The organism is Micrococcus sp. KRD012, assembly GCF_017168555.1.
Taxonomy (GTDB): Bacteria; Actinomycetota; Actinomycetes; order Actinomycetales; family Micrococcaceae; genus Micrococcus; species Micrococcus luteus.
Genome location: NZ_JABFBB010000016.1, coordinates 447 through 26,658, shown reverse-complemented (window position 1 = coordinate 26,658; position 26,212 = coordinate 447). Strand labels below are relative to the sequence as shown.

The following is a 26,212-nucleotide window of genomic DNA, read 5'->3' as shown; positions in this document are numbered from 1 at the left end:
CCCGCCTCCGGTCACCGGAGGCGGGCCCGTCGTCGTCGTGGGGTGTCAGTCCTGGACGAAGTACATCTGCTTGTTGACGAACTCGTCCATGCCGAGCGGGCCGAGCTCGCGGCCGAAGCCGGAGCGCTTGATGCCGCCGAACGGGATCTCCGCCCCTTCTCCCGCCGGCGTGTTGACGTTGGCCATGCCGACCTCGAGCTGCCGGGCGATCCGCTCGGCCTGAGCCTCGTCCTGGGAGAACACGGCGCCGCCCAGGCCGTACTGGGAGTCGTTGGCGAGAGCGAGCGCCTCGTCCGCGGACTCCACCTTGTAGACGACGGCGACGGGGCCGAAGAGCTCCTCGCGGTAGGCGTCCATCTCGGAGGTGACGCCCGTGATCACGGCCGGGGCGAAGCGGGCGCCCGCCTCGTCCGTGACGGTCCCGCCGACGTGGACGGTCGCGCCCTGCTGACGGGCCCGCTCCACCTGCTCGGCCAGGCCCTCGGCGGCACCGCGCGAGGACAGCGGGGTGAACACCGTCGGGTCCTCGTCGGCGGCCTCCCCGGGCTTCATGGCGTCGGCCAGGGACACCAGCTCGGCCACGAAGGCGTCATGGATGTCCGCCGAGACGATCATGCGCTTGTTGGAGTTGCAGGCCTGGCCCATGTTGTACATGCGGGTCGCCCACGCGGTGCGGGCGGCCTCGGCCGGATCCTCGGCGTCGAGCACGATGTACGGGTCCGACCCGCCGAGCTCGAGGACGGCCTTCTTGAGGTGCTGGCCCGCGAGCGCGCCGATCACGGAGCCGGCCCGCTCGGAGCCGGTCAGGGAGACGCCGGCCACGCGCGGGTCGGCGATGAACTCGGCGATCTGGTCGTGCGTGGCGAACACGTTGGTGTACACGCCGGCCGGCACGCCGGCGTCGTCCATGATCTGCTGCACGGCCAGGGCCGAGCGCGGGCAGATCTCGGCGTGCTTGAGCACGATCGCGTTGCCGAGCATGAGGTTCGGCGCGGCGAAACGGGCGATCTGGTAGTACGGGAAGTTCCACGGCATGACGCCCAGCAGCACACCCAGGGGCAGGTGGCGGATCATGGCGCGGCCGCCCCCGTAGGTCTCGATGGGGCGGTCCGCGGCGAGGGTGGGGCCCTTGTCCGCGAAGTAGCCGAAGATGGCCGAGCTGAACTCCGCCTCCTCGACGCCCTCGGTCACGCGCTTGCCCATCTCGGTGGCGATGATCTGCGCGAGCTCGTCTTTGCGCTCCTCGAAGAGGTCCGCGACCTTCTGCACGATGGTGGCGCGTTCCTCGATGGGGCGGGCGGCCCATGCGCGCTGGGCGGTCTCGGCGGCGGCCAGCACCTGGTCGACCTCACCGTCGGCGAGGGCGGGGAAGGTCTCCACGACCTGGTCGGTGCTGGGGTCCTGCACGCGATAGCCGGTGGGGGTGCTCATGAGTGGGTCCTCTCGTTGGGGTCCCGGACCACGGCAGTGCCGTCGTCGTCCGGACGGATGATCGGGATGGGTCGGGTCGAGTCCGTCTGCGGCAGGGTCTCGCCACGGAAGTAGGCCGGGTGGCGCAGCCGCGTCCACATCATCAGTACCACGCCGATGGCCAGCACGCCCATGCCCAGGATGAACACGGTGCCGACACCGAACACGGAGGAGCCGGAGCCGTAGTCGGGGTCGGTGGAGTCCATCGCGGTCACGCAGAACATCACCAGCAGCACGAGGCCGCCGATCAGCGGGAACAGGAAGGTGGTGAGGGCGTTGCCCACCGAGGTGAACCACTCGCGGCGGAAGTACCAGACGCAGGCCAGGGCGGTGATGCCGTAGTAGAAGCAGATCATCAGGCCCAGAGCGGTGATGGTGTCCCACAGGGCGTTCTCGGAGAGCAGCCGCGTGACGACGTAGAAGAGGCCGGCGAAGCCCGCGCACACCCAGGTCGCGAAGGCCGGGCTGTTGAACCGGGGGCTCAGCTCGGCGAAGCGCGCGGGCACAGCCCGGTAGAAGCCCATCGCCAGCAGGGTGCGGGCCGGGGAGACCATGGTGGACTGCAGGGAGGCCAGGGAGCTGACGAGGATCGCGCTGGACATGATCACGGCAAAGGGGCCCAGGATCGGGCCGGCGAGGACCGCGAAGATCGACTCCTGGTTGTCCGGGTTGCCCGCGCCCAGGCCCTCGGAGCCGATGCCCGCCCAGGAGATCACGGCCAGGGCGGACAGGATGTAGACGGCGATGATGACGAACACGGTGACGGCGGCGGCCCGGCCGGGGGTGCGCTCGGGGTCCTTGGTCTCCTCGTTCATCGTGAGGGTCACGTCCCAGCCCCAGAACAGGAAGATGGACAGGGAGACGCCGGCCGCGACCACACTGAAGTCGCCCGCGGTGAACGGGTTGAACCAGTCCAGCTGCACCGGGGTGGGGTCGAAGCCCGCGCCACGGGAGGACTGCGTCAGGGCGGCGACCGCGAACGCACCGAGGGCCAGGATCTGGAAGGCCACCAGGATGTACTGCAGGTGCTTGGTGGTCTCCATGCCGCGGTGCGAGATCCATCCGGCCAGGGCCAGGTACACCAGGGTCAGGGGGATGTTGACCCACAGGTTGCCGGCCAGGTCCGCGATGGCCTGGCTCCCGGTGATCTGGGCGAGCAGCAGGAACGTGAAGTCGACGGCGACGGCCGCCAGGTTGGACAGCACGATCACGGAGGCGGCGATGAGCCCCCAGCCGCCCATCCACCCGACATACGGCCCGAAGGCGTGCGTGGCCCAGGTGAACGACGTGCCGGAGTCCGGCACCCGCGTGTTCAGCGCCCGGTAGCCGAGGGCCACCAGGAGCATCGGGATGAAGCCGAGCAGCAGGATCGCGGGCACGTGGGTGCCGACGGTGCTGATGGTCGGCCCGAGGCCCGAGGTCAACGTGTAGGCGGGGGCGACGACGGAGACGCCGATCACCACCGCCCCGAGCAGGCCGACCTTGCCGGCCTGGAGCCCCTTGTTGCTCACCCCGCCCGGGTTGAGCAGGTTGACCTGCTCGATGGCGGAGGTGGTCGGGTACACGTGCTCGTGTCCCTCATTGTCGACGACGCGGCGTCGTGGGGTGGATGCGCTCATGAGGATGTCCTTGTCCGTCGGGCCGGTCAGCCGGTGGGCTGCCCCGCGTCGGTGGCTTCCCGCTCGGCGATGGCCAGGGCGGCGGCCTCGCCCATGCGGATCGCGCCGTCCACGTGCTGGTAGCCCTCGGCTGCGATGTCCGAGCACGCGTAGTGGATGGGACCGGTCGGGCGGTTCTGGAGGTGGCCCCAGCGGGAGAGCCCGCCGAGGTCGTAGCTGGTGGCGTAGGCGCCTCGGGTCCACTCCTCGGCGGCCATGTCCGAGAGGAAGAACGCGATCGGCTCGAGGGTCCGGGGGCCGAGGTACTCGGCCATGGCGCCGAGGATCGCGGCCTTGCGCTCCTCCTCCGGCAGGGCCCACATCTGCTCCGCGTACACGTCGGACACGAAGCCGACGAGGGTGCCGTGCGGGTCCTCCTTGCCCGGGGCGCCACCGGCCAGGTTCTCGCCGCGGTTGGTGTTGTCATAGATCTCCTGGACGAGACGGCCCCCACCGAAGCACGTGCCGGACAGGCCCTCCTCGCGCCAGAACGGGGTCTCGTACACGGCGTGCACCTTGATGACCAGGCCCATGGAGATGTGCTGGTGCGCGATCTGCTGCTCGCGCGGCATCGGCGGCTCGAAGGAGATGCGGCTGTAGAGGTTCGGCGGGACGGCCAGGACCGCGTAGCGGGCGTGCACCTCGTAGTCGTCAGTGAGCGCCACGACGTCGCCGGCGGCGCCGTCGTGCGCCACGCCGTTGCGCACGTCTGCGGCCACACCGTTCTTCTCGTCCGCGGTGGACGGGTCCGGCTCGGCCCAGCGCAGGGTGCGCACCGGCTGGCCGAGGACGACGTCGTCGCCCAGCTCGGCGGCCATGGCCAGGGACACGGACTGCATGCCGCCCTCGACGCGCTTGTCCAGGATGAAGTCCTCGTCCACCAGGTTGCGGAACGACCCCGCCGAGGCGGACATGAGCAGCGCCTGGAGCAGGGAGAAGGTGTGGGAGGGCTTGGTCAGCATGCCGGAGGCGATGTAGATGGAGACGTTGTCGATGGCCTCCGGGTCGTCGGACTGCTGCTCCAGCCAGTGCCGGAAGGAGATCTTGTCCAGCTCGGCGGCCCGCGGGTGCTCCCACGGGGCGGCGGCGTCGATCTCTGCGGTCAGTTCGTCGATCTTGGCGATCAGGCGATCCATCTCCCGGTCCGTCTTCTCGGCCACCGGGAAGTCGAGGCCGTCGTAGACGTGGCGTTCTCCGCGCGGGTCCACGTAGACGTTGCGACCGTCGCGGAAGCGGGAGAACGTCGGCAGGCCGAGCTCCTCCACCAGGGAGATGAGGCGGGTCTGGTCCGGGGAGATCCACTGGCCGCCGATCTCGATGAAGTGGTCCTTGCCGTCGGCGCCCTCGACCAGGCCGTTCCAGGTGCGGCCGCCGACGCGCCGGCGAGCCTCCAGGACGGTGACGGACAGGCCCTGGGCCTTCGCGGTGCGGGCGGCCATGAGGCCGGCCGGGCCGGCGCCGATCACGACGACGTCGCTCGTCCGGCGCTCGCGGCCGGCGGTGGCGGGGGCGGTGGTCATGGGGGTGCTCCTCTGGCGGGGACGGGGCATCGGGCAGAGCCCGGGTGAATGCCGTTCATTTAGAGTGTCGGCGCTCACTGTACGGGCCGCGCGCCGGGAAGGGAAGGCCGGTCCGTGGCCGGCCTGACACCTCCTGTCCGTCCGACGGGTCAGAATGGCCGGATGGACGAGACCCCTGAACCGCCCCGGACGCGCCGCCGCCGCGGACGACCTCTCTCCCCCGCTCTGAGCCGCGAAGCGATCGCGGACGCGGCGCTCGTGGTCGCCCGCACCGAGGGATACGAAGGGCTCACCATGGCGGCGGTCGGCCGTCGCCTGGGCGTGGCGCCGAGCGCGCTCTACAACCACATCAGCGGCAAACATGAACTGCTCGTCCTGCTGCAGGACGCCGTGATGGGCGAGGTCTCACTCGTAGAGCTGGAGGCCGCGATCCTGGGCGAGGCGCCCGTCGTCGCCGCCCTGCGGGCGTGGGCGCGCTCCTACCGCGACGTCTTCGCGGCCCATCCGCCGCTGATCCCGCTCATCGCCACCCTGCCGATCGAGGGCGCCCCGTCGACGCAGCGCGTCTATGAGACGGTGTGCGCGGTGCTGGCCCGGACCGGTCTGGCGCCGGAGCAGGTGCTGGCCCGGGTGATCGCGCTCGAGTCGTTCATCTACGGGTCTGCGTACGACGTCGACGCTCCGGCCGACATCTTCGAGGTGGCGGGGGCGCAGGAGCGCCTGCCCGCGCTCGGCGCGGCCGCCGAGGCCTTCCGGGCGGGCGGGGGCACGCGCGCGACGGGGGCGCGGAACCCCTACGCGGACGCACCCTTCGAGGAGGGACTGGACCTGCTGCTCGCGGGCCTCGGCGACTGACGCGCGGACTTCCGACCCGGCGCCGTCCCGACGCCGGCACGGACGCGCCGCCCCTGCGTGTGAGAGGGGCGGCGCGTCGACGGATCTGTGCGCGGCAGGCTGTCAGTCGGTCAGACCCAGACGACGGCGGGCCGCGACCAGCACCCCCGCGGCGGCGGCGCCGAGGCCGGCCAGCCACCAGCCGGTGGACTGCCCCGTCTCGACGGTGTCCGGGGTCGTGTGCTGCTCGTCGGCGTCGCCGTCGTCCTCGACCGGAGCGGGCCGTTCCTCCTCCTCCACCGGCGCGGGCGCAGGCCGCTCCTCCTCGTCCTCCGGAGCCGGGGCGGCCTCGTCGCCCCGGAACGCGGCCAGCGCCGCGGCGTTGTCCGGGTCGGTCAGGTCGAGCGGCTTCCCGTTGAGGACGCCGTCCTCGGCATCGAGGAAGCCGTCGTACGCGGCGGGGATCTCCTCGCCGACGTGCACGGTGACGGTCTGGACATGGGCGACGTGCTCGCTGTGGAAGTCGACGGTGAAGGTGTCCGTGCCGACGAAGCCCTCCTCGGGGATGTACCAGGCACGGAGCTCGGAGCGCTCCGAGTCACGGAACGCGAAGACCTCACCGTGGGCCGGCTCGGCCACGACCGTCGCGTAGGTGTTCTCCATCGTCGGCGCGGCGACCAGGTGGACGATCTCGGCGCCCTCCACCCCGGGTGCCAACTGCATGGCCGAATCCCAGGCCAGGGGCCGGTCCCCGAGGTGGGCCATCTGCGGGCCGTCGACGGAGTGCACGGCCGCCCCCTGATCGTCGGTGAGGTCGGCGTCCGCCTGGAGCGTGATGCCCATGTTCAGCATCTGCCCGTCGGCCACGACGTCGTACCGCACGAGGCCTTCACCGGCCGCGCCGAGCGCGCGGCGGGTCTCGAGGACGTCTACGGCGCCGCCGTCGATGACGTCCAGGGCGGTGAACTCGACCTCCTGGCCGCCCTCCAGGCGGGTGCCGTCCTCGGCCACCGGGGTGAGCGTGAGCGTGAGGTCCTCCGGGTCGTATCCGTCGTAGGTCTGGAAGAAGGCCGCGGTGACGTTCTCGTGGTCGACGGCCTGGAAGTAGCCGGCCTGGGGGCCGTGGGCGTCGTCCCAGGCGGCGGCGGGGCCGGCGAGGGCGACGGTGGTGACGAGGCCGGCGGCGGCGACGGCGGCGGGCAGGTGACGGAGGGAGGGACGACGGGTACGGATGACGGACATGGCAGCTCCTCACTGAGTCGGCCGGACAGGGCCGGCGGCCCCCGCCTCTGCAGCACCGGCGTTCCGGGCTCCACGGGTGGGGACGCCTCGAGTCTGTCCGCCGAGAGCCTGCCGTGAAAGGGCTGTGCGACGTCGATGCGTGATCGACGCTGGACCGCAACCCGGCCGTGACCGGTGGTTCTCGACGGCGAGCTGGCCGTCACGACGACGAAGGCCCGGTCCGCACGGACCGGGCCTTCTGACTGGTGGAGGTAAGGGGATTCGAACCCCTGACCTTCTGCATGCCATGCAGACGCGCTACCAACTGCGCCATACCCCCAGGTGGGTGGTGACTCCGTTTCCGGCGGACCGGCCGGAGCACCTGAACAGAATACCCGGCCTGCGGCAACCGCGCAAACCGGCCGGGCGGCGTCGATGGACCGCCGCGACGCCACGGCCTAGCGTGCAGGAGACGCCCCCATGCCCCCCCGCCAGCCCAGGAGGTCCTGCATGTCCCGCACTGACGCACCGATCCGCACCGCCCTGATCGGCTATGGGTTCGCCGGGAAGACGTTCCACGTCCCCCTGCTCCACGCCACGGAGGGACTCGCTCTCACCCATGTCGTCTCGAGCCGCCCGGACGCGGTGCACGCGGATCTGCCGGACGTCGTCGTGGTGCCCGACGTGGACGCGCTCCTGGCGTGGCACGACGTGGACCTCGTGGTGATCGCCGCCCCGAACGACCAGCACACGCCGCTCGCGCGCGCCGCCCTCAGGGCGGGCAGGCACGTGGTGGTGGACAAGCCGTTCACGCTGAGTCTCGCCGAGGCGCGGGAGCTGCGCGACCTCGCGGCCGAGACGGGGCGGGTGCTGCGGGTGTTCCAGAACCGCCGCTTCGACAGCGACTTCCTGGGCATCGCCGAGCTCGTCCGCTCCGGCCGGCTCGGAGACGTCGTCCACCTCGAGTCCCGGATCGACCGCTTCCGCCCGACCGTCCGGAGCCGCTGGCGGGAAGCCGCGGTGCCCGGGGGCGGCATCTGGTTCGACCTCGGACCGCACCTGGTCGACCAGGCGCTCCTGCTCTTCGGCGTCCCCGAACGCGTGGACGCCGACCTCGCGGCCCTGCGTCCGGGTGCCCCGGTCGAGGACTGGGCGCACTGCGTGCTGCAGTATCCGGGCCGGCGCGTGGTCCTGCAGGCGTCGATGCTCGTGGCCGGCGGCAGCCCGCGCTTCGCGGTCCACGGCACGCGTGGCACCGCGGTGAAGGAACTGCCGGATCAGCAGGAGGCGCAGCTGCGCGCTGGTCTGCTCCCCGGCGCCGAGGGCTGGGGCGTCGATCCGGACCCGATCCTCCTGCACGACGGGGAGGGGAACACCGAGCGCGTCCCCGCGCCGATCGGAGCCCAGCAGCGGTCCTACGCGGGCGTGCGCGACGCGATCCTGGGCCGCGCGAGCAGCGACGCCGCCACCCCCGACCAGGCCGTCGCCGTGATGGCGGTGCTCGAGGCCGCCGTCGCCTCGGCGCGGGAGGGCCGTGCGGTGGAACCCGCACTCACGGCGGCGGAGCGCGCAGCGTACCCCGGCGTGTCCCCCGCACCGACCGCGGCGGAGCGACATCACCGCAGTGCAGAACCGCGGTGATGTCGCGGGGCGGCGGTCGCCTCCCGGCCCCGCACGGGAGTCCGACGACGACGAAGGCCCGGTCCGTACGGACCGGGCCTTCTGACGGGTGGAGGTAAGGGGATTCGAACCCCTGACCTTCTGCATGCCATGCAGACGCGCTACCAACTGCGCCATACCCCCAGATGTGGGCGTCGCCCGCGATGTTCACGCGCCGTTTCCGGCCCGTTCGCCTCGCTGGCAACTCGACCAGCGTACACGGTCCCCGCGCGGGCGCCAAATCGGCGTCCGGGCCGAGGCGCCCTCAGATGTTGTAGCCCTCGAAGGTCCAGTCGCCCCAGCCCTCGGCCCCGGTGTCGGCAGTGAACGCGCCCTGCAGCACGGCGGCGCGGGCGTTGCCGATCCGTTCCATCGCCGCGAAGGCCTCGCCCTCGTGACGCAGGAGCAGCCCCGTGGCCGCGCGGATCAGCGCACCGTGGGCCACGACGAGCAGAGTCTGGGCACCACCGTCGCGCGGAGTGTCTGCCCAGTGCGGGGGCACGTGTCCGCGCAGCGCACGCAGGGCCCGCTCGCCGCCCCCGCGCAGGGTCTCCCCGCCCACGGGGCCGGCGTCGAGAGCCGGCTCGGGCCGCCAGAGGCGGTGCTCGTCCGGCCAGCGTTCCGCGATGGAACTGAGCTCCAGGCCCTCCCACTCTCCCCCGGCCAGCTCCATCAGCTCCGGGTCGACGGCCACGGACGCCGCGCCCACCCGGGCTTGGAGGACGATCTCGGCCGTGCGCCGCGCCCGGGCCAGCGGGGAGCACACGGCCACGAGCTCCTCCGCGTCCTCGATCAGGTCGCCCACGGGCCCGCCGGCGGCGCGACGCGCCTGGCCCTCCCCCTCGGCGTTCAGCTCGATGTCCGTGTGCCCCTGGTACCGGTCCAGGGCGTTCCAGTCGGTCTCGCCGTGTCGCAGCAGGATCAGGCGCATCTCCCGGCCCGCTCAGGAGGCGTGCGAGGCGGAGGCGCCGTCGTCCTGGGTGGCCGCGTCCGGTCGGGTGCTCTCCTCCGGCAGGCCGAGGTCGATCGCCGGGGTGTCCTTCCACAGGCGGTCCAGCGCGTAGAACTCGCGGTCCTCGCGATGCTGGACGTGCACCACGAAGTGTCCGTAGTCGAGCAGCACCCAGTGGCCGTTGGACCGGCCCTCGCGACGCAACGGCTTGAGCTGCTCGTCCTTCAACAGCGCCTCCTCGACGCCGTCGACGATCGCGTTGACCTGACGCTCCGAGGCGCCGGAGGCGATCAGGAAGGCGTCGGTGAGGCCGAGCCGCTCGGCGACGTCGAACGCGACGATGTGCGTGCCGAGCTTGTCCGCGGCGGCGGCCGCGGCGGTGGTGAGGGCGTCCAGGGTGGTCTGGGGAACGGTCACGAGGTCTCCTCTTCCGAGACGTAGAGGTGGTGCTTGGCGATGTATTGGACGACGCCGTCCGGGACGAGATACCAGACGGGCCGGCCCCGGCGGACGCGCTCCCGGCAGTCCGTGGAGGAGATCGCCATGGCGGGGATCTCCATCAGGGAGACGTCGGCGCCCAGGCCCATGTCCGAGAGGTCGTGGCCGGGACGGGTGACACCGACGAAGTGCGCCAGGTCCCAGAGTTCGTCCACGTCCTTCCACGTGAGGATCTGGCCCATGGCGTCCGCGCCGGTGATGAAGAACAGCTCGGCGTCCGGGTGCAGGCGGCGCAGGTCCCGCAGCGTGTCCACGGTGTAGGTCACGCCGGGGCGGTCGATGTCCACGCGGGAGACGGTGAACCGGGGGTTGGAGGCGGTGGCCACCACGGTCATGAGGTAGCGGTCCTCGGCCGGGGAGACCTGCCGGTCCGACTTCTGCCACGGCTGGCCCGTGGGGACGAAGACGACCTCGTCCAGCTCGAACTCGGCGGCCACCTCGGAGGCGGCCACGAGGTGCCCGTGGTGGATCGGGTCGAAGGTGCCGCCCATGATGCCGAGGCGACGACGGTGCGCGCCCCCGGCGGTGGGCGCGGGGACGGGGGTGCGGGAGGCGACGGTCATGCGCTCAGGAGACGAACGGACGGCCCGCCGCGTCGCCCCCGGCGGAGGCGGCGACGCGGCGGGCCGGTGAGACGTCAGTGACCGGAGGTGTGCGAGCCGCGGCCGGTGCCGTGGTGCTGGACCGCGGTGGTGGGCTCGGGCAGGCGCAGCGCGCGGGAGCGCATGGACATGGTGGCGGCCAGGGCGGCCATCAGCAGCGCGAAGACGAGCAGGCCGTACCAGATGGGGTCCATCGGCAGCTCGTTGACGACGTGGTGGCCCTCCTCGGCGGCGGCCAGGATCAGGGAGGTGTTCAGCATGGATGCTCCTCGGTGCAGCGGGTCAGACGGCCGGGCCGGGGCCGGGCCGAAGGGGTCCTGGTGTCCATCGTAGCCCGGCTCAGCGGCGGATCTGCCCGTCGCCGCGCAGGATCCACTTGGTGGTCGTGAGCTCCTCCAGGCCCATGGGCCCGCGGGCGTGCATCTTCTGGGTGGAGATGCCCACTTCGGCGCCGAGGCCGAGCTCGCCGCCGTCGGTGAAGCGCGTGGACGCGTTCACGATGACGGCCGCGGCGTCCACCTCGGTGATGAACCGCTCGGCCGCGGCCAGGTCGTTCGTGACGATGGCCTCGGTGTGGCCCGTGGACCACCGGCCGATGTGCTCGATCGCCTGGTCGAGGGAGTCCACGACGCGCACGGCCATCTCCATGTCCAGGTACTCGGTGCCCCAGTCCTCCTCGGTGGCGTCCACGGCGTCCCGGGCGTGGTCGCCGCGGTCGGCGAGCGTGGGCAGCCAGGCCCGCGCGGCCTCGTCCACGTGCAGCAGCACGCCGGCACGGGTGAGGGCGCGCAGCACTTCTCGGCCCGTCTCCTCCGCGTCCCGGTGGAGCAGCAGGGTCTCGGCCGCATTGCACACGGAGGTGCGGTGGGTCTTCGAGTTGAGCACGATGTCCACCGCCATCTGCTTGGGTGCGGAGGCGTCCACGTACAGGTGCACGTTGCCCTCACCCGTCTCGATCACGGGCACCCGGGCCTCACGGACCACGCGCTGGATCAGCTCACGGCCGCCGCGCGGGACGAGGACGTCCACCGCGCCACGGGCGGCCATCAGGGCGGCGACGCCAGGACGTCCGAGGTCGTCGATGCCCTGGATGATGTTGGGGTCGAAGCCCTGGTCCACGAGCGCCTCCCGCAGCACCTGGATCAGGACCGCATTGGTGGACTCCGCGGCCGAGCCGCCGCGCAGGATCACGCCGTTGCCCGACTTCAGGGCGATGCCGGCGATGTCCACCGTGACGTTCGGACGGGCCTCGTACACGGCGCCCACGACGCCCAGGGGCACCCGCACCTGGCTCATCCGCACGCCGTTGGGCAGCGGGCCGCCGCGGACCACGGTGCCCACGGGGTCCGGCAGGCCGGCCAGGGTCTCCAGGGCGAGGGCCAGCGCCTCGACGCGCGCCTCGTCCAGCTTGAGGCGGTCCAGCATGGCCGCCGAGGTGCCGGCCTCGCGGCCGCGGCTGCGGTCCTCGCGGTTGGCCGTGATGATCGCGGCCGCGTTGGCGCGCAGGGCCTCGGCCATGTGGCGCAGGACGGCGTCCTTGCGGACGCGGCCGGCGGTGGCCAGCTCGGGCACGGCCTGACGCGCCCACTCGGCCCGTTGGCGGACGGCCTCCTCGACCTCGGGCGTCGGCGCCTCGGCGTCCTGGCGGCCGGACTGATCCTGGGGTGCGGTGCTCTCGGTGGTCTGCATGCCCCCAGCCTATCGAGCGCCCCGGACGAGGCACGAGGCCCCGGTCCGTCGCCGCGGCCGGAGCCCGTGCCGGTCAGCGCTGCGGCGGAGCCAGGCGCACCCAGTCGTCGGCGTGCACGACGACGCCGTCGTAGCCCGCGCCCAGGTCCTCGCGGAGGTCGGCGGTCGTCCGCCCGAGCATGGCGGGCAGCTGCGACGAGGAGTACTGCACGAGGCCGCGCGCCCGCACCCGGCCGTGCGCGTCCACGATCTCGACGACGTCGCCCGGCGTGAAGTCGCCCGTGCAGCCGGTGATGCCCGCGGCCAGCAGGGAGCGGCCGCGGTCGATCGCCCCGGCCACCGCGCCGTCGTCGATGACGAGCCGGCCCCGGACCTCCGCCGTGAGGCCGAGCCACGCCGCGCGCGCGGACCGGCGGCGGCCGGTGGCGGAGAACCACGTGCCCACGTCCTCCCCCGCGAACGCGGCGCCCGCGTTCGCGGCCGAGGTGAGCAGGGTCGGGATGCCGGTGGTGGCCGCGATGCCGGCCGCGTCCACCTTGGTCACCATGCCGCCCGTGCCCACGCCCGCGGAACCGGGCACGCGCACGTCGACGCCGGCCAGATCGTCGTCCGAGGTGACCTCCGGGATGCGCCGTGCGTCCGGGTTCGAGGGGTGGCCCGTGTAGAGGGCGTCCACGTCCGAGAGCAGGACCAGCAGGTCCGCCTTGCAGAGGTTGGCGGTGAGGGCCGCGAGGCGGTCGTTGTCGCCGAAGCGGATCTCGCGCGTGGCCACGGCGTCGTTCTCGTTCACGATCGGCATCACGTCGAGCGTGAGCAGCCGCGACAGGGCGCGGTGCGCGTTCGTGTACTGGGTGCGCCGCATGAGCTCCTCGGCGGTGAGGAGCACCTGCGCCACCTCCGTGTCGTGCCGGCCGAAGCTCGTGGTGTAGTGCGCCATGAGCTTGCTCTGGCCGACCGCCGCCGAGGCCTGCTGGGTGGCGGTGTCCTTGGGGCGTCGGCCCAGCCCGAGGTGGGGGAAGCCGGCCGCGATGGCGCCGGAGGACACGAGCACCACCTGGGTGCCCTTCTGCCGCTCGGCGGCGAGGACGTCCACGAGCCGGTCGATGGCCTCCACGTCCAGGCCGTCCGGGGTGGTCAGCGAGGACGAGCCGATCTTCACGACCACCCGGCGTGCGGCCTGCATCGTCTCCCGCGAGGTCACGGGGTTGGCCCGCGGGTCCTCGGAGCCGCGCGTGGCGGGGGTCGGATAGCGGGTGACGACGGTGCGCCGCACGGACATGGATCATCCCTCTCGATCGTCGGTGTCGGTCCACAGGCCGGAGCGTCGCTCGGCCTCCATCTCGGCCCGGGTCGCCGCACGGGCGGCCCGGCGGGCATCCTGCTCGGCGCGCTTCTCCGCGCGGGTCGCGCGGGTGCGCTCGTCGAGCCGCAGGTCGGTGCCACGGGGCCCGGCGAGCAGCTCGGCTCCCGCGGACAGCGTGGGCTCCCAGTCGAAGACGACGCCCGTGACGTCGTCGCCGATCACGACGGCGTCGCCCGGCCTCGCACCGGCCTTGAACAGGCCGTCCTCGACGCCGGCCCGCTGGAGCCGGTCCGCAAGGTAGCCGATCGCCTCGTCGTTCTGGAAGTCCGTCTGGGCGACCCACCGCTCGGGCTTCTCGCCGCGCACGCGGAACAGCGGCTCGAGGTTGCGCTCCTCGCGGCGGATCGTGAATTCGGCCCGCTCGCCACGGCGGCGATGCCGGCGCGGCACCTCGACGGGCGCGGCCGGCGCGGGCTCGACCACCCGGGAACGGGCCTCCGCCACGAGCTCGGCCATGGCGTACTTGAGGGCGTCCAGGCCCTCGCGGGCCAGCGCGGAGATGTCGAAGACCCGTAGGCCACGGCCCTCGAGCTCGTCGCGGACCATGTCCGCCATCGCGGCGCCGTCGGGCAGGTCGGTCTTGTTCAGGGCGATGAGGCGGGGCCGCTCGTTCAGCGGTACGACGCCCTCCCCGCCCTGGGAGAAGACGGGCTCCACCGCGTAGGCCTCGAGCTCGGCCTCGATGGCCTCGAAGTCGGCGATCGGGTCGCGGTCGGACTCGAGGCTGCCGCAGTCGAGGACGTGCACGAGCGCGGCGCAGCGCTCGACGTGGCGCAGGAACTCCAGGCCGAGGCCGCGGCCCTCCGAGGCACCGGGGATCAGGCCCGGGACGTCGGCCACGGTGAAGCGCACGTCGCCGGCCTGCACGACCCCGAGGTTGGGCACGAGCGTGGTGAACGGGTAGTCCGCGATCTTGGGACGGGCCGCAGACAGGGCAGCGATGAGGGAGGACTTGCCGGCCGAGGGGAAGCCCACGAGCGCGACGTCCGCCACGGTCTTGATCTCGAGCGTCAGGTCCCGGCTCTCCCCCGGCAGGCCGAGCAGCGCGAAGCCGGGCGCCTTGCGCTTCACGGAGGCCAGAGCCGCGTTGCCGAGGCCGCCCTGACCGCCGGCGGCGGCGACGTAGGTCGCGCCCTCCCCCACGAGATCGGCCACGATGTTGCCCTGCTCATCCTTGACCACCGTGCCGTCCGGCACGGGCAGCACGAGCGACTGGCCGTTCTTGCCCTCGCGGTGGTCGCCCATGCCCGGCTGGCCGTTCTCAGCGGACCGGTGCGGGGCGTGGTGGTAGTCCAGCAGCGTGGTGGTCTGCGAGTCCACCACGAGGGTGATGTCGCCGCCGTCGCCCCCGTCGCCGCCGTCGGGGCCACCCAGGGGCTTGAACTTCTCGCGATGCACGGAGACGCACCCGTGCCCGCCGTTGCCGGCGGTGAGGTGGAGGACCACGCGGTCCACGAAGGCTGCCATGGGAGTGCTCCTAGGGGCTGGAGGGATCGGACTCAGACGGCCCAGGGGCCGGAGACGCCGACGGCGGGGGCGGGTCCGGTGGATGCCGGGCCCGCCCCCGCCGGGGCGTCAGGGGGTGCGGGTGTCCTCGCCGGGCGAGGGTCCGCACGCAGACCGCACGAGTGTCAGATCACTCCGCGGCGGGGACGATGTCCACGACCTTGCGGCCGCGGCGCTGGCCGAAGGCCACGGAGCCCGCGGACAGCGCGAAGAGGGTGTCGTCCTTGCCGCGGCCGACGTTGCGGCCCGGGTGGAACTTGGTGCCACGCTGGCGGACGATGATCTCGCCGGCGTTGACGTCCTCGCCGCCGTAGCGCTTGACGCCGAGGTACTGCGGGTTCGAATCGCGGCCGTTCTTCGAGGAACTGCCGGCCTTCTTATGTGCCATTGCTGTTGCCTAACCTCTCGGATGCTCGGTTTCGCCGGTGCCGGTGACGGCTCAGGCGATCCCGGTGATCTTGACCGTGGACAGCTCAGAGCGGTGGCCCTGGCGCTTCTTGTAGCCGGTCTTGTTCTTGTACTTCATGATGACGACCTTCTTGCCACGGGAGTGGGAGACGACCTCGGCGGTCACCTTCACACCGGCGGCATCGGCACCAGCCTTGACCTCGTCCCCGTCCACCAGCATCAGAGCGGGCAGCTCGACGGAGCCACCGGTCTCAGCGGGAACGCGGTCGAGGGTAACGAGGTCTCCGACGGAAACCTTCTCCTGGCGGCCGCCAGCGCGGACAATCGCGTACACCACTTGGGACTCACTTCTCTCGACGTTTCAATGGATCAGATCGGGTTCTGCTCGCCCGCACCTCGACCGCAGCTGCGTCCGGGTCCGGCGGTCCCTCACCGGGACATGCGGGAGCGTGCGGGCGGTGAACACCGATGGTCCAGCATACTCGCTGCCGGGCATCCGGACCAAACAGAGGCGTGTCGGCGCGTCGCCGCCGCCCGGGGCAGGCCCGGGGCGGCGGCACCGACGACGGTCAGCGGCCGCGACGGGCCAGGTCGGCGGCCTTCACTCCGACGCCGAGCATCACCGGGGCGGCACCCTGCGGCTCGGCGGGGGTGGACGCCTCGGCCACGGCCGCGGTGAAGCGGCCGCCCTGGGCGCCGCCGGGCGCGGCCTGGACCTGGACGTGGACGCCGTCGGACGACACGGCGCGACGCGAGCGCCGGCGCGGCGATCCAGGCACCGGGGCGGTCGGAGCCGCCTGGGCCTCGGTCGGGGCGTCCGCGGCGGACGCCTGGTCCGCGTCCGCCGTGGGCTCCGCCGTCGGCTCGGTCGCCGCAGGCTCCACCATCACGGCCTCCTCGGCGGCGGCCGGGGCGGCGGGCTGCTCGTGGACCTCGGTGGCGTCCGTGGACTCCTCGGGCGAGGGCTCGGTGGCCTCCACCGGAGCCGCGTCCGTGCGGTCGGCCGTCCGCTCGGCGGACGCGTCCGCACCGGCGGCCGGACGGACGACGCCGTCGCTCGAGGCCCGGCGGGACCGGCGGCGCCGGGGCGCCGGGGCATCCTCGGCGGGCACGGGCGCCGGGGCATCCTCGGCAGGCACAGGCTCCGATGCGACCTCGGAGGACACGGCCACCGAGGAGTCGGCGTCCGCGGCCTCGTGCCGCGACGGCGTCGCGCGCTCCGCACCGTGGTCCTCGGCGTCGGCGTCGGCCTCGGTCGAGGCCGCCTCGCCGCCTCGGCGAGACCGCCCGCGGCCACCCCGGCGACGCCGGGACCGGCGGGGACGGTCGCCCTGCTCAGCCGCGTCTTCCGGGGACTCGGCCTCCTCGGCCTGCGCGACCGGGTCCTGGTGCTCGGGGGCCTCGGCGGCGGCCGGCTCGGCCTCCTCCTCCGTCTGACGGGGCTGATCGGCGGACTCGGCGGGGCCGTCGTCGTGTGACCGCGCGGCATCCTCAGAGCCCGCGACCTCGGCGCCGGTGTCCCCCGACTCCTCAGCGCGGCCCCGGCTGCGCCGGCGGCCCCGACGGCGCCGGCGACGCGGCGTCTCCTCCTCGTCCGCCGCGGCCGGCTCCCCGGCCTCCGCGGGCCCGGTCGACGCGGCCTCGACGGCCTCGGCCACTGAGTCCTCGGCGGCGTCCGCCGCCTGCTCGGCGGGGGCGGGCTCCTGCGCGGGGGTCTCGTCCTCGGCCACCTTGCCGGAGGCCTTCGCGATCGAGTGCAGGGCGACCCGGGCGGCCTCGGCCCGCTCACGGCGCTGCCGCTCGTCCTCGGAGTCGGCGTGCTCGGCGCCCGTCGTCGTGGCCGCGGCGGCGTGGGCGTGCTCGCCCTCGCCGTTGCCCCGGCGCCGGCGACGACGGCGGCCCTCCGCCTCGCCGCGCTGCTCACCGCCGGAGCGGCCCCGCTCGACGGGGGTGTCCTTGATGATGATGCCGCGGCCGGCGCAGTGCTCGCAGGTCTCCGAGAACACCTCCACGAGCCCGGTGCCCATGCGCTTGCGCGTCATCTGGACCAGGCCGAGCGAGGTCACCTCGGCGACCTGGTGCTTCGTGCGGTCCCGGCCCAGGCACTCCACGAGACGCCGCAGCACGAGGTCGCGGTTGGCCTCGAGCACCATGTCGATGAAGTCGATGACGATGATGCCGCCGATGTCCCGCAGGCGCAGCTGCCGGACGATCTCCTCGGCGGCCTCGAGGTTGTTCTTGGTGACGGTCTCCTCGAGGTTGCCGCCGGAGCCCGTGAACTTGCCGGTGTTCACGTCCACCACGGTCATGGCCTCGGTGCGGTCGATCACGAGCGAGCCGCCGGAGGGCAGGTACACCTTGCGCTCGAGCGCCTTGTGGAGCTGCTCGTCCACGCGGTGGGTGGCGTACAGGTCCTCGCCGTCGTGGTCCTCCGGCACCCAGTGGTGCAACCGGTCCAGCAGGTGCGGGGCCACGTAGGTCACGTAGGCCTCGATGTTGTCCCACGTGGCCTCGCCCTGCACGAGCATGGCGGAGAAGTCCTCGTTGAAGACGTCGCGGACCGTCTTGATGGTCAGGTCCGGCTCGGCGTAGAGCAGCTCGGGGGCGAGCACCTTGGTGCCGGACGCCTTCTCCTGGATGCCCTCCCACTGGGCGCGCAGACGGTTGATGTCGTTCTGCAGCTCCTGCTCGGAGGTGCCCTCGGCCGCGGTGCGCACGATCACGCCGGCGTCCTGCGGCAGGTGGTCCTTGAGGATCTTCTTCAGACGCGAGCGCTCCACGTCCGGCAGCTTGCGGGAGATGCCGGTCATCGAGCCTCCCGGCACGTACACGAGGTAGCGGCCGGGCAGGGAGACCTGGCTGGTCAGACGGGCGCCCTTGTGGCCCACCGGGTCCTTGGTGACCTGGACGAGCACGGTGTCGCCGGACTTGAGCGCGTTCTCGATCTTCCTCGGCTTGCCGTCCAGCTGGGCGGCGTCCCAGTTGACCTCGCCCGCGTAGAGCACGGCGTTGCGTCCGCGGCCGATGTCCACGAACGCGGCCTCCATGGACGGCAGCACGTTCTGGACCTTGCCCAGGTACACGTTGCCGATCATCGAGTCCTGCGTGGTGTGCGAGACGAAGTGCTCGGCCAGCACGCCGTCCTCGAGCACGGCGATCTGGATGCGCTGGTCGCGCTGGCGCACCAGCATCTTGCGGTCCACGGCCTCGCGGCGGGCCAGGAACTCGGCCTCGGTGATCACGGTGCGGCGACGCCCGCCCGAGCGGGAGTCGCGGCGGCGCTGGCGCTTCGCCTCGAGCCGGGTGGAGCCCTTGACGCTCTGGACGGTGTCCGAGGCGGTGCTCACGGCCTGGCGCGGCGCGCGCACGCGGGTGACGGTGTGCTCGGGATCGCCGGCCTCGCCGCCGTCGAGCTCCATGTCCACCTCGCCGCGGCGGCGTCGGCGGCGCCGGCGGGAGACCACGGCGCCCTCGGCCCGGTCCTCGGACTCTCCGGCGTCCTCGTCCTCGGAGCGCTGCCGGGACGTGGTCTCGGTGCGCAGGACCTCGATCAGGTTCGCCGGCACGGCGAACGGGTCGGTCGGGTCGACCTGCAGCGTCGGCGCGCTCGGCTCCTCGGGCGCGTCCGCGGCGTCGTCGGACGCGGGGGTCCGCTCCGGCTGAACCGCCCCGGCGGCGGTGTCCGCCGCGGTCTGCGTCACGGCCTGCTCGGCCGTCTCCTCCACGCGTTCGTCTGCGCGGGTCGTGTCCTCGTTGTTGGCCGCCATGGCAGCACCTCCCGCCGACCGACGACGCCACACTCGCCGCCGCCCGGCGTGTCCGCGTCCGCCGCCGGCCGCGTTGCCCCGGGCGCCGTGCGCCACGGGTGCGCCGGGAGGCGGACTCCGAGAAGTCATCGGGTGGACCGCGTCGACCGTCAGGGCCCGGCGCGGAACCGCTGCGCCCTCGAGATCGGGGCCTGGGCGTCACGTGCCGTCCGCCGGCCGGCGCACGGACGCGCACGGGCGAAGCCCGGCGTCCACCTCCCGCACGATGCTCGACGCGGGGGCGCCTCGGCGGCGGCCCGACGTCGGGCGCGCAGCGGGCTGCCCCGCGGTGTGGCCACGGGACGGCCAGGGCCGATTCTCTCACATCCGCCCCGGGCACGCGCCTAGAATCGTGTCCATGCCTGCGACCCCGCTGACGGACGACATCCGCCTCTCCCCCGCCGACGACATCCCCGCCGAGGAGGCCCGGCTCACCTGGTACGCCCGGCCCGCGGGCACGGCGGCGCTGCTCCTGATCACCTCGCTCGTGGCGCTGACGGCCACCATCATCATCATCGTCGAGCGCGCCCTCCTCACCGCGGACCCGACGCACCGCACGTCCTGCGACCTCAACCCGTGGGTGTCCTGCGGCCAGGTGATGCAGTCGTGGCAGGCCCACACCTTCGGCTTCCCGAACACGTACATCGGCGTGGTCGCGTTCTCCGTGCTCATCACCGTGGGGATGTCCCTGCTCGCCGGCGCCCGCTTCGCCCGCTGGTACTGGCTGCTGATGAACGCGGGGATCCTGGCGGGCTTCGCGTTCTGCGTGTGGCTCTGGTACTCGGCCGTCTACAGCATCGGCACGCTCTGCCTCTACTGCATGATCGTGTGGGCCATGGTCATCGCCCAGCTCGTGCTCGTGACGTCCCGGAACCTGCAGACCGGCACGCTGCCGGCCCCGGCCGGTCTCGTCCGCCTCGCCCGGGAGCTGGCCTGGCCCGTGATCGTGCTCCTCTACGTCCTGGTGTTCGCCTCGATCCTGCTGGAACTGGGCCTCGGGGTCATCGGGATCGACTGAGCCCGCGCTCCCCCACCGGGCACGACGACGGCGGCCGGTCACCCCACCAGGGTGACCGGCCGCCGTCGTGCGGGCCCGGAACGGGCTCAGCCGAACCAGATCGCGAGCTCGCGCTCGGCCGAAAGGGTCGAGTCCGAACCGTGGACGAGGTTCTTCTGGACGGCCTCGCCCCAGTCCCGGCCCAGGTCGCCGCGGATGGTGCCCGGGGCGGCCACGGTGGGGTCGGTCTTGCCGGCCAGCGAGCGGAACCCCTCGATCACCGAATCGCCCGTGACGCGCGCGGCCACCACGGGGCCGGAGGCCATGAACGCGACCAGCGGCTCGAAGAACGGCTTGCCCTGGTGCTCCTCGTAGTGGCGCTCCAGCATGGCACGGGTGGGCGTGAGCATCTTCAGATCGGCGATCACGTAGCCCTTGCGCTCGATGCGCGCGAGGATCTCGCCGACCAGGTTGCGGGCCACCCCGTCCGGCTTGATGAGGACGAGGGTCTCTTCGGTCTGGTGCGTCATGGGGTGTGCTCCTAGCGTCGTCGGACGGCCGCGAGCGCGGTCCGGTTCCCGCCCCACCCTAGTGGGGCCCGGGTCTCAGCGTCCGTGCTCGGCCTCCCAGGCGGCCTGGAGGCGGTCGCGCTGGGCGTTCTCGACGTCCATGGCCCCGCCCTTGATCACGGCGTACGCCCACGTCAGCGCGAAGAGGGCCCCCACCACGAACATCGAGTACTCCCAGAAGCCGGAGGCCAGCAGGACGGCCTGGATCGCCCAGCCGATCGCGATGCCGACGGGCCTGCGCACCAGGGCGCAGGTCAACACCGCGACGACGGCCAGCGCGGAGTAGCCCGCCACGAACCACCAGGCGCCCGGCTCGTCCCGGTGCATGCCGAACAGCATGAGCCCGAGGAAGAAGATGAGCACCGCCTCGAGCATGAGGATCGTGGAGGTGAACAGGGCGCGCACGGAGCGGCGGCGCCGACGAGTGCCGGGGCGCCACTGCCGCTGGGCTCGCGTCTCGCGCGCGGGGCGCCAGGGCTCGTCGCCGAAGCGCCCCTGCTCCGTGGCGCCTCCGGTCTCCGGCTGGTCGTCGGTCATCGGTCCTCCTCCGGCCGGCGGCGGGCGCCGGCGTCGTCGCGGTCCTCGAGCAGCTCGAGGATCTCCGGGTCCAGATCGTCTTCGTCGGCGTCCGCCAGCCCGACGGCGTCGAGCAGGTCGGCGGGGTCGAGGCCGCGGGCGGCCACGGTGACAGGGCCGGCATGCCGGGGTTCGCCCACGAGGGTGCGGACCTCGGCGGCCAGGGTGATCGAACCGAGCACGAGCACGCCGCCGCCGGTGCCAGAGGCCAGTTCATCCGCACTCGTCTCCAGGGCCTCCGCGCGGCCGACCGCCCACTCCAGGGCGTCCGGCACGGACTCGGTGGCGTACACGTCATCCTCGGGCCAGCCGGCGTCGACGGCCATGCGGGCCAGCTCCCCGGCCGGGATGGCGCGGGCCGAGGAGGACTGCGTCACCGCGAGGTCCTCCACGTCGTCGCCGAACGCCCGGTAGAGCGCCGCGAGCATGCCCGGCGCGTCCTTCTCCTGGAGGATCCCGACGACCAGCGAGAGGCGGGTGAAGCCGAACGCCTCCTGCACCGCGCGGGCCGTGGCCCGCACGCCGTCCGGGTTGTGGGCGGCGTCCACGATGAGCGTGGGGGCGGTGCGCAGCACCTCGAGCCGGCCGGGCGAGGTGACCTGGGACAGCCCCTCGCGCAGCAGCTCCTCGTCCAGCGGTCGCTCGCCGCCGCCCAGGAACATCTCCAGGGCCGCCACGGCCACCGCGAGGTTCTGCGCCTGGTGCTCCCCGAGCAGCGGCAGGAACAGGTCCCGGTACTCGGCCGCGAGGCCACGCACGGACACCTGCTGGCCGCCCACGGCCAGGGAGCGCTCGAGCACGCCGAACTCGACGCCCTCGAAGCGGAACGGCACGTCGGCCGCTCGGGCCGCCTCGAGCAGCACCTGGGCGGCGTCGCGCTCCTGGGCGGCGGAGACGAGGGCGCCGCCGGGCTTGATGATGCCGGCCTTCTCCTCGGCGATCTCGGCCTCGGTCTCCCCCAGCAGGTCCGTGTGGTCCAGGGAGATGGGGGTGACCACGGAGACGACGGCGTCCGCGACGTTGGTCGCGTCCGTCACGCCCCCGAGGCCCACCTCGAGGACGACGACCTCGACGGGTTCGTCCGCGAACACCGCGAAGCCCAGCGTGGTGACCGCCTCGAAGTACGTCAGCGGGACCTCGCCCGCGGCTTCGAGCTCCGCGTCCACGGTCTGCACGATCGGGAGGATCTCCCCCCACACGCGCACGAAGGTCTCGTCGGCCACCGGGGCGCCGTCGATGCTGATCCGCTCCGTGACGCGCTGCAGATGCGGCGAGGTGTAGCGCCCGGTCCGCAGCCCGTAGGCGCGCAGGACAGCCTCGACCATCCGCGCCGTGGACGTCTTGCCGTTGGTGCCGGTCAGGTGGATCACCGGGGCCGCGTGCTGCGGGTCGCCGAGCAGCGCGAGCACGCGCCGCATCGGCTCGAGCCGCGGCTGCATCTTGTTCTCCGGGGCGCGGGCGAGCAGGTCCCGGTAGACCTCCTCGACCGTGCCCGGGGCGTCCGCGCGCATCACGCGTCCGCCTTCGCGACGGTGACGGCCACGGTCTTCATGGCGTCGTCGGCCGGGTCCTTGCGCGGGTCGGCCGCGCCGGAGTCCACGAGCTCCAGGTCCACCGTGAGGGTCTCCTCCGCGACGAGACCGCGGTGGGCCTCGAGCGCCGCCACGACGGTGGTGGGGCCTTCGATCCGCGTGCGCACGCGGTCGGAGACGTCCAGGCCGGCGGCCTTGCGGGCCGCCTGGACGGCGCGGACCACGTCCCGGGCGGTGCCCTCGGCGGCCAGCTCCGCGGAGACCTCGGTGTCCAGCACGAGGAAGCCGGCGGTGCTGGGCAGCACGCCCACCGCGGTCCCCTCGGGGGCACCGGTGGAGACGGTGCGCAGCTCGTAGAGCGCGGGGGCCAGGGTCACGGTCTCGCCGTCGGCGAGCGTGACCGCCAGGCCCTCGGCCGTCTCCTCGTACGCGCCGGCGTCGACCGCCTGCTTCACGAGCGGCACCTGCCGGCCGAACGCCTTGCCGAGCTCGCGGAAGTTCAGCTTCAGCTCCGTGCCGATGCCGTAGCGGGCGATCGCCTCCTCCGAGAGCTCGGTGAGCTCGACGTCCTTGAGGTTCAGCTCGTCCGCCACGATGCGGGCGTAGGTGCCCTCGAGGCCCGCCGCGTCCGGGACGACGACGGACAGGCGGGGCAGCGGCAGGCGCACCCGGCGCCCGGCCCCCTTGCGCAGGGCCGAGCCGGCCGAGCTGATGCGGCGCACCGCGTCCATCCGGGCCACGAGGGAGTCCGCCTCGGGCCCGTGCGGGAACAGGTCGGCGTCCGGGTAGTCGGTCAGGTGGACCGAGCGGCCGCCCGTGAGACCGCGCCAGATCTCCTCGGCGATCAGCGGCATCAGCGGTGCGGCGGCCCGGGCGAAGGCCTCCAGGACGGTGTAGAGGACGTCGAAGGCGACGGTGTCCTCGTCGAAGAACCGCTCACGGGACCGGCGGATGTACCAGTTGGTCAGGGTGTCCATGAAGCCGCGCAGCGCGTCCGTGGCGTCCGAGACCTCGTAGGCGTCCAGGCTGGTCTTGACCTCCCGCAGCATGCGGCCCGTGGCGGCCAGGATGTACTGGTCCAGGGGGTCCTCTGCGGTGTGCCGCTCCTGCGCGCGGTACCCCTCGGGGCGGGCGCCGCCGTCGTGCGCGGTGTTCGCGTACAGGGTGAAGAAGTGGTAGGCGTTCCACGCCGGCAGCAGCACCTGGCGGACGCCCTCGCGGATGCCCTCCTCCGTGACGATCAGGTTGCCGCCGCGCAGGATGGGGCTGGCCATGAGGAACCAGCGCATGGCGTCCGCGCCGTCGCGGTCCAGGACCTCCGTGACGTCTGGGTAGTTGCGCAGCGACTTGGACATCTTCTGTCCGTCCGAGCCGAGCACGATGCCGTGCGAGATCACGTGGGAGAAGGCCGGCCGGTCGAACAGGGCGGTCGCCAGGATGTGCATGGTGTAGAACCAGCCGCGCGTCTGGCCGATGTACTCCACGATGAAGTCCGCCGGGTTGTGCGTGGGGAACCAGTCCGCGCGCTCGAACGGGTAGTGCACCTGGGCGTACGGCATGGAGCCGGAGTCGAACCAGACGTCCAGCACGTCCTCGACCCGGCGCATGACCGCACCGGCCGCGGCGGCCTCGGGGTCCGGGTGGGGGCGGGTGAGGTCGTCCACCCACGGGCGGTGCAGGTCCACCTCGCCCTGGGCGTTGCGCGGCAGGCGGCCGAAGGCCTCCTCGATCTCCGCGAGCGAGCCGTAGACCTCCTGGCGGGGGAAGTCGGGGTGGTCGGACTCCCACACCGGGATGGGCGAGCCCCAGTACCGGTTGCGGGAGATGGACCAGTCGCGCGCGTTGGCGACCCACGTGCCGAACTGCCCGTGCTTCACGTTGCCGGGGATCCAGGTGATCTCCTCGTTCAGCTCGAGCATGCGCTCCTTGATCTGGGTGACCTTGACGTACCAGGACGTCACCGCGCGGTAGATCAGGGGCGTGCGGCACCGCCAGCAGTGCGGGTAGGAGTGCTCGTAGGAGGCTTCGCGGGCCACGCGGCCCAGGGCGCGCAGGGCGCGGATGATCGTGCGGTTGGCCTCGAAGACCTGCACGCCGGCGATCTCGCGCAGGTCGCCGCGCCCGACGTCCTCGCGGGCGAACAGCGGCAGGAACCGGGCACCGGAGTCCACGGAGAGCAGCACGGGGATGCCGTTGGCCTCGCACACGCGCTGATCGTCCTCACCGTAGGCCGGCGCCTGGTGGACCACGCCGGTGCCGTCCTCGGTGGAGACGTAGTCGTCCACGAGGATGCGGTGGGCGCCCTCGACGCCGAGGTCACGGCCGTTGACGGTGAAGGTCTCCCCGCGGTGGGCGTCGAACACGTCCGTGAACAGCGGCGCGTAGGCCAGGCCGCCGAGGCGGGCGCCGGGGATCGTCTCGGTGACCGCGGCGCGGGCGGCGTCGGCATCGGCGTAGCCGAGCTCCCTGGCGTGGGCGCCCACCAGGTCCACGGCCAGGAGGAAGCGGTCCCCGTCCGCGGTCGCGCCCTCGGGGCCGGCCGGCACCACGGCGTACTGGATCTGGGGGCCGACGGCGAGGGCCGCGTTGGTCGGCAGCGTCCAGGGCGTGGTGGTCCAGGCCAGGACGTGGACGCCGGCCAGGTGCGCGGCGAGCGCCGCGTCGGCGCCGCCGTCGGGCACGAGGGCGGGGTCCGCCGGGAGGCCGGTGATCGGGAACGTGACGGTGACCGAGGGGTCCTGGCGCATCTTGTAGACGTCGTCGTCCATGCGCAGCTCGTGGTTGGACAGCGGGGTCTCGTCGTTCCAGCAGTAGGGCAGGACGCGGAAGCCGCGGTAGGTCAGGCCCTTGCGGTGCAGCTCGGAGAAGGCCCAGATCACGGACTCCATGAAGTCCGGGGTGAGGGTCTTGTAGTCGTTCTCGAAGTCGACCCAGCGGGCCTGGCGGGTCACGTAGTCCTGCCACTGGTCCGTGTACTTCAGGACCGAGGAGCGGCAGGCGTCGTTGAACGTGTCGATGCCCATGGCCTCGATCTCGGACTTGTCCGTCATGCCCAGCTGCTTCATCGCCTCGAGCTCGGCGGGCAGGCCGTGGGTGTCCCAGCCGAAGCGGCGCTCCACGCGGCGGCCCTGCTGCGTCTGGTAGCGGGCCACGAGGTCCTTGACGTACCCGGTGAGCAGGTGGCCGTAGTGCGGCAGGCCGTTGGCGAAGGGCGGGCCGTCGTAGAAGACGAACTCGTTCTGCGAGCCGTCCTCGTTCCGGGTGGGACGCTGGTCGATCGAGGCCTGGAAGGTGCCGTCCTCGTCCCAGTACGCCAGGATGCGGCGCTCGATCTCCGGGAAGCGCGGGGAGG

General features: G+C 72.8%; 21 protein-coding genes and 2 tRNA genes. 3 read left to right on the top strand and 20 right to left on the bottom strand.

The genetic code is table 11. The features are described from left to right. Positions 1-45: 45 nt before the first annotated feature. From J1M37_RS06690 to J1M37_RS06680, 3 genes are read right to left on the bottom strand one after another with little or no spacing between them, the layout of a single operon-like run. Positions 46-1,431: an NAD-dependent succinate-semialdehyde dehydrogenase gene (locus tag J1M37_RS06690; protein WP_095354173.1), complete on the bottom strand. Its 1,386-nt coding sequence runs from the start codon at positions 1,429-1,431 to the stop codon at positions 46-48. Continuing rightward, positions 1,428-3,089, bottom strand: a complete 1,662-nt coding sequence (locus J1M37_RS06685) for an APC family permease (RefSeq protein ID WP_036316957.1) — start codon at positions 3,087-3,089, stop codon at positions 1,428-1,430. The genes J1M37_RS06690 and J1M37_RS06685 overlap by 4 nt, the downstream gene beginning before the upstream one ends. A 26-nt stretch (positions 3,090-3,115) precedes the next feature. Then, positions 3,116-4,648: a flavin monoamine oxidase family protein gene (locus J1M37_RS06680; RefSeq protein WP_041103003.1), complete on the bottom strand. Its 1,533-nt coding sequence runs from the start codon at positions 4,646-4,648 to the stop codon at positions 3,116-3,118. A 162-nt stretch (positions 4,649-4,810) separates the two neighbouring features. On the opposite strand from J1M37_RS06680, the gene J1M37_RS06675 reads away from it, so the two are divergent. Then, complete coding sequence (locus J1M37_RS06675) at positions 4,811-5,503, top strand: TetR/AcrR family transcriptional regulator (protein WP_043276383.1); 693 nt, start codon at positions 4,811-4,813, stop codon at positions 5,501-5,503. A gap of 102 nt (positions 5,504-5,605) precedes the next feature. Here J1M37_RS06675 and J1M37_RS06670 read toward each other — a convergent pair whose 3' ends face one another. Next, entirely contained in the window at positions 5,606-6,724 is a 1,119-nt protein-coding gene (locus tag J1M37_RS06670; protein WP_144786349.1) for a hypothetical protein, read from the bottom strand. Between the two features lie 243 nt (positions 6,725-6,967). Next, positions 6,968-7,043, bottom strand: a tRNA-Ala gene (locus J1M37_RS06665). Positions 7,044-7,213: 170 nt separating this feature from the next. Here J1M37_RS06665 and J1M37_RS06660 point away from each other — a divergent pair. Further along, entirely contained in the window at positions 7,214-8,344 is a 1,131-nt protein-coding gene (locus J1M37_RS06660; RefSeq protein ID WP_144786350.1) for an oxidoreductase, read from the top strand. 89 nt (positions 8,345-8,433) lie between these two features. Here the strand turns inward: J1M37_RS06660 and J1M37_RS06655 are convergent. The 11 genes from J1M37_RS06655 to J1M37_RS06605 form a co-directional block, all read right to left on the bottom strand. Continuing rightward, positions 8,434-8,506: transfer RNA gene (locus tag J1M37_RS06655), tRNA-Ala, on the bottom strand. Between the two features lie 121 nt (positions 8,507-8,627). Beyond that, positions 8,628-9,293, bottom strand: a complete 666-nt coding sequence (locus J1M37_RS06650; RefSeq protein WP_036316944.1) for a histidine phosphatase family protein — start codon at positions 9,291-9,293, stop codon at positions 8,628-8,630. 12 nt (positions 9,294-9,305) lie between these two features. Continuing rightward, entirely contained in the window at positions 9,306-9,731 is a 426-nt protein-coding gene (rsfS, locus tag J1M37_RS06645) for a ribosome silencing factor (protein ID WP_206452359.1), read from the bottom strand. Then, complete coding sequence (gene nadD, locus J1M37_RS06640; RefSeq protein ID WP_036316939.1) at positions 9,728-10,375, bottom strand: nicotinate-nucleotide adenylyltransferase; 648 nt, start codon at positions 10,373-10,375, stop codon at positions 9,728-9,730. The genes rsfS and nadD overlap by 4 nt, the downstream gene beginning before the upstream one ends. 74 nt (positions 10,376-10,449) lie before the next feature. Next, positions 10,450-10,674, bottom strand: a complete 225-nt coding sequence (locus J1M37_RS06635; protein ID WP_036316935.1) for a hypothetical protein — start codon at positions 10,672-10,674, stop codon at positions 10,450-10,452. A gap of 79 nt (positions 10,675-10,753) precedes the next feature. Next, positions 10,754-12,103, bottom strand: coding sequence for a glutamate-5-semialdehyde dehydrogenase (locus J1M37_RS06630; RefSeq protein ID WP_144786351.1), 1,350 nt, complete (start codon positions 12,101-12,103; stop codon positions 10,754-10,756). Positions 12,104-12,176: 73 nt separating this feature from the next. Continuing rightward, positions 12,177-13,382, bottom strand: coding sequence for a glutamate 5-kinase (gene proB, locus J1M37_RS06625; protein WP_049145121.1), 1,206 nt, complete (start codon positions 13,380-13,382; stop codon positions 12,177-12,179). Positions 13,383-13,385: 3 nt separating this feature from the next. Then, positions 13,386-14,933 carry a GTPase ObgE gene (obgE, locus tag J1M37_RS06620; protein WP_020622077.1) on the bottom strand — a complete coding sequence of 516 codons (1,548 nt, stop codon included), beginning with the start codon at positions 14,931-14,933 and terminating at the stop codon, positions 13,386-13,388. A 169-nt stretch (positions 14,934-15,102) separates the two neighbouring features. Next, complete coding sequence (gene rpmA, locus J1M37_RS06615; protein WP_002853915.1) at positions 15,103-15,360, bottom strand: 50S ribosomal protein L27; 258 nt, start codon at positions 15,358-15,360, stop codon at positions 15,103-15,105. A gap of 51 nt (positions 15,361-15,411) precedes the next feature. Continuing rightward, positions 15,412-15,717 carry a 50S ribosomal protein L21 gene (gene rplU, locus J1M37_RS06610; protein WP_002853919.1) on the bottom strand — a complete coding sequence of 102 codons (306 nt, stop codon included), beginning with the start codon at positions 15,715-15,717 and terminating at the stop codon, positions 15,412-15,414. Between the two features lie 232 nt (positions 15,718-15,949). After that, a complete protein-coding gene (locus tag J1M37_RS06605; protein WP_241250922.1) occupies positions 15,950-19,147 on the bottom strand; it encodes an Rne/Rng family ribonuclease in 3,198 nt (1,065 codons plus the stop codon). Between the two features lie 397 nt (positions 19,148-19,544). Here J1M37_RS06605 and J1M37_RS06600 point away from each other — a divergent pair, with 397 nt between their 5' ends. After that, positions 19,545-20,204: a vitamin K epoxide reductase family protein gene (locus J1M37_RS06600; protein ID WP_044659082.1), complete on the top strand. Its 660-nt coding sequence runs from the start codon at positions 19,545-19,547 to the stop codon at positions 20,202-20,204. An 86-nt stretch (positions 20,205-20,290) separates the two neighbouring features. Here J1M37_RS06600 and ndk read toward each other — a convergent pair whose 3' ends face one another. The 4 genes from ndk to ileS all read right to left on the bottom strand — a co-directional run. Next, positions 20,291-20,713 (bottom strand): nucleoside-diphosphate kinase, encoded by a 423-nt coding sequence (gene ndk / locus J1M37_RS06595; protein WP_044659083.1) that lies wholly within the window; start codon positions 20,711-20,713, stop codon positions 20,291-20,293. A 75-nt stretch (positions 20,714-20,788) separates the two neighbouring features. After that, positions 20,789-21,289, bottom strand: a complete 501-nt coding sequence (locus J1M37_RS06590; RefSeq protein WP_206452357.1) for a DUF4233 domain-containing protein — start codon at positions 21,287-21,289, stop codon at positions 20,789-20,791. Then, entirely contained in the window at positions 21,286-22,839 is a 1,554-nt protein-coding gene (locus J1M37_RS06585; protein WP_060973659.1) for a bifunctional folylpolyglutamate synthase/dihydrofolate synthase, read from the bottom strand. The genes J1M37_RS06590 and J1M37_RS06585 overlap by 4 nt, the downstream gene beginning before the upstream one ends. Further along, the coding region (gene ileS, locus J1M37_RS06580) for an isoleucine--tRNA ligase (RefSeq protein ID WP_206452356.1) at positions 22,839-26,212 on the bottom strand (3,374 nt) is incomplete at its 5' end. The genes J1M37_RS06585 and ileS, both read right to left, overlap by 1 nt.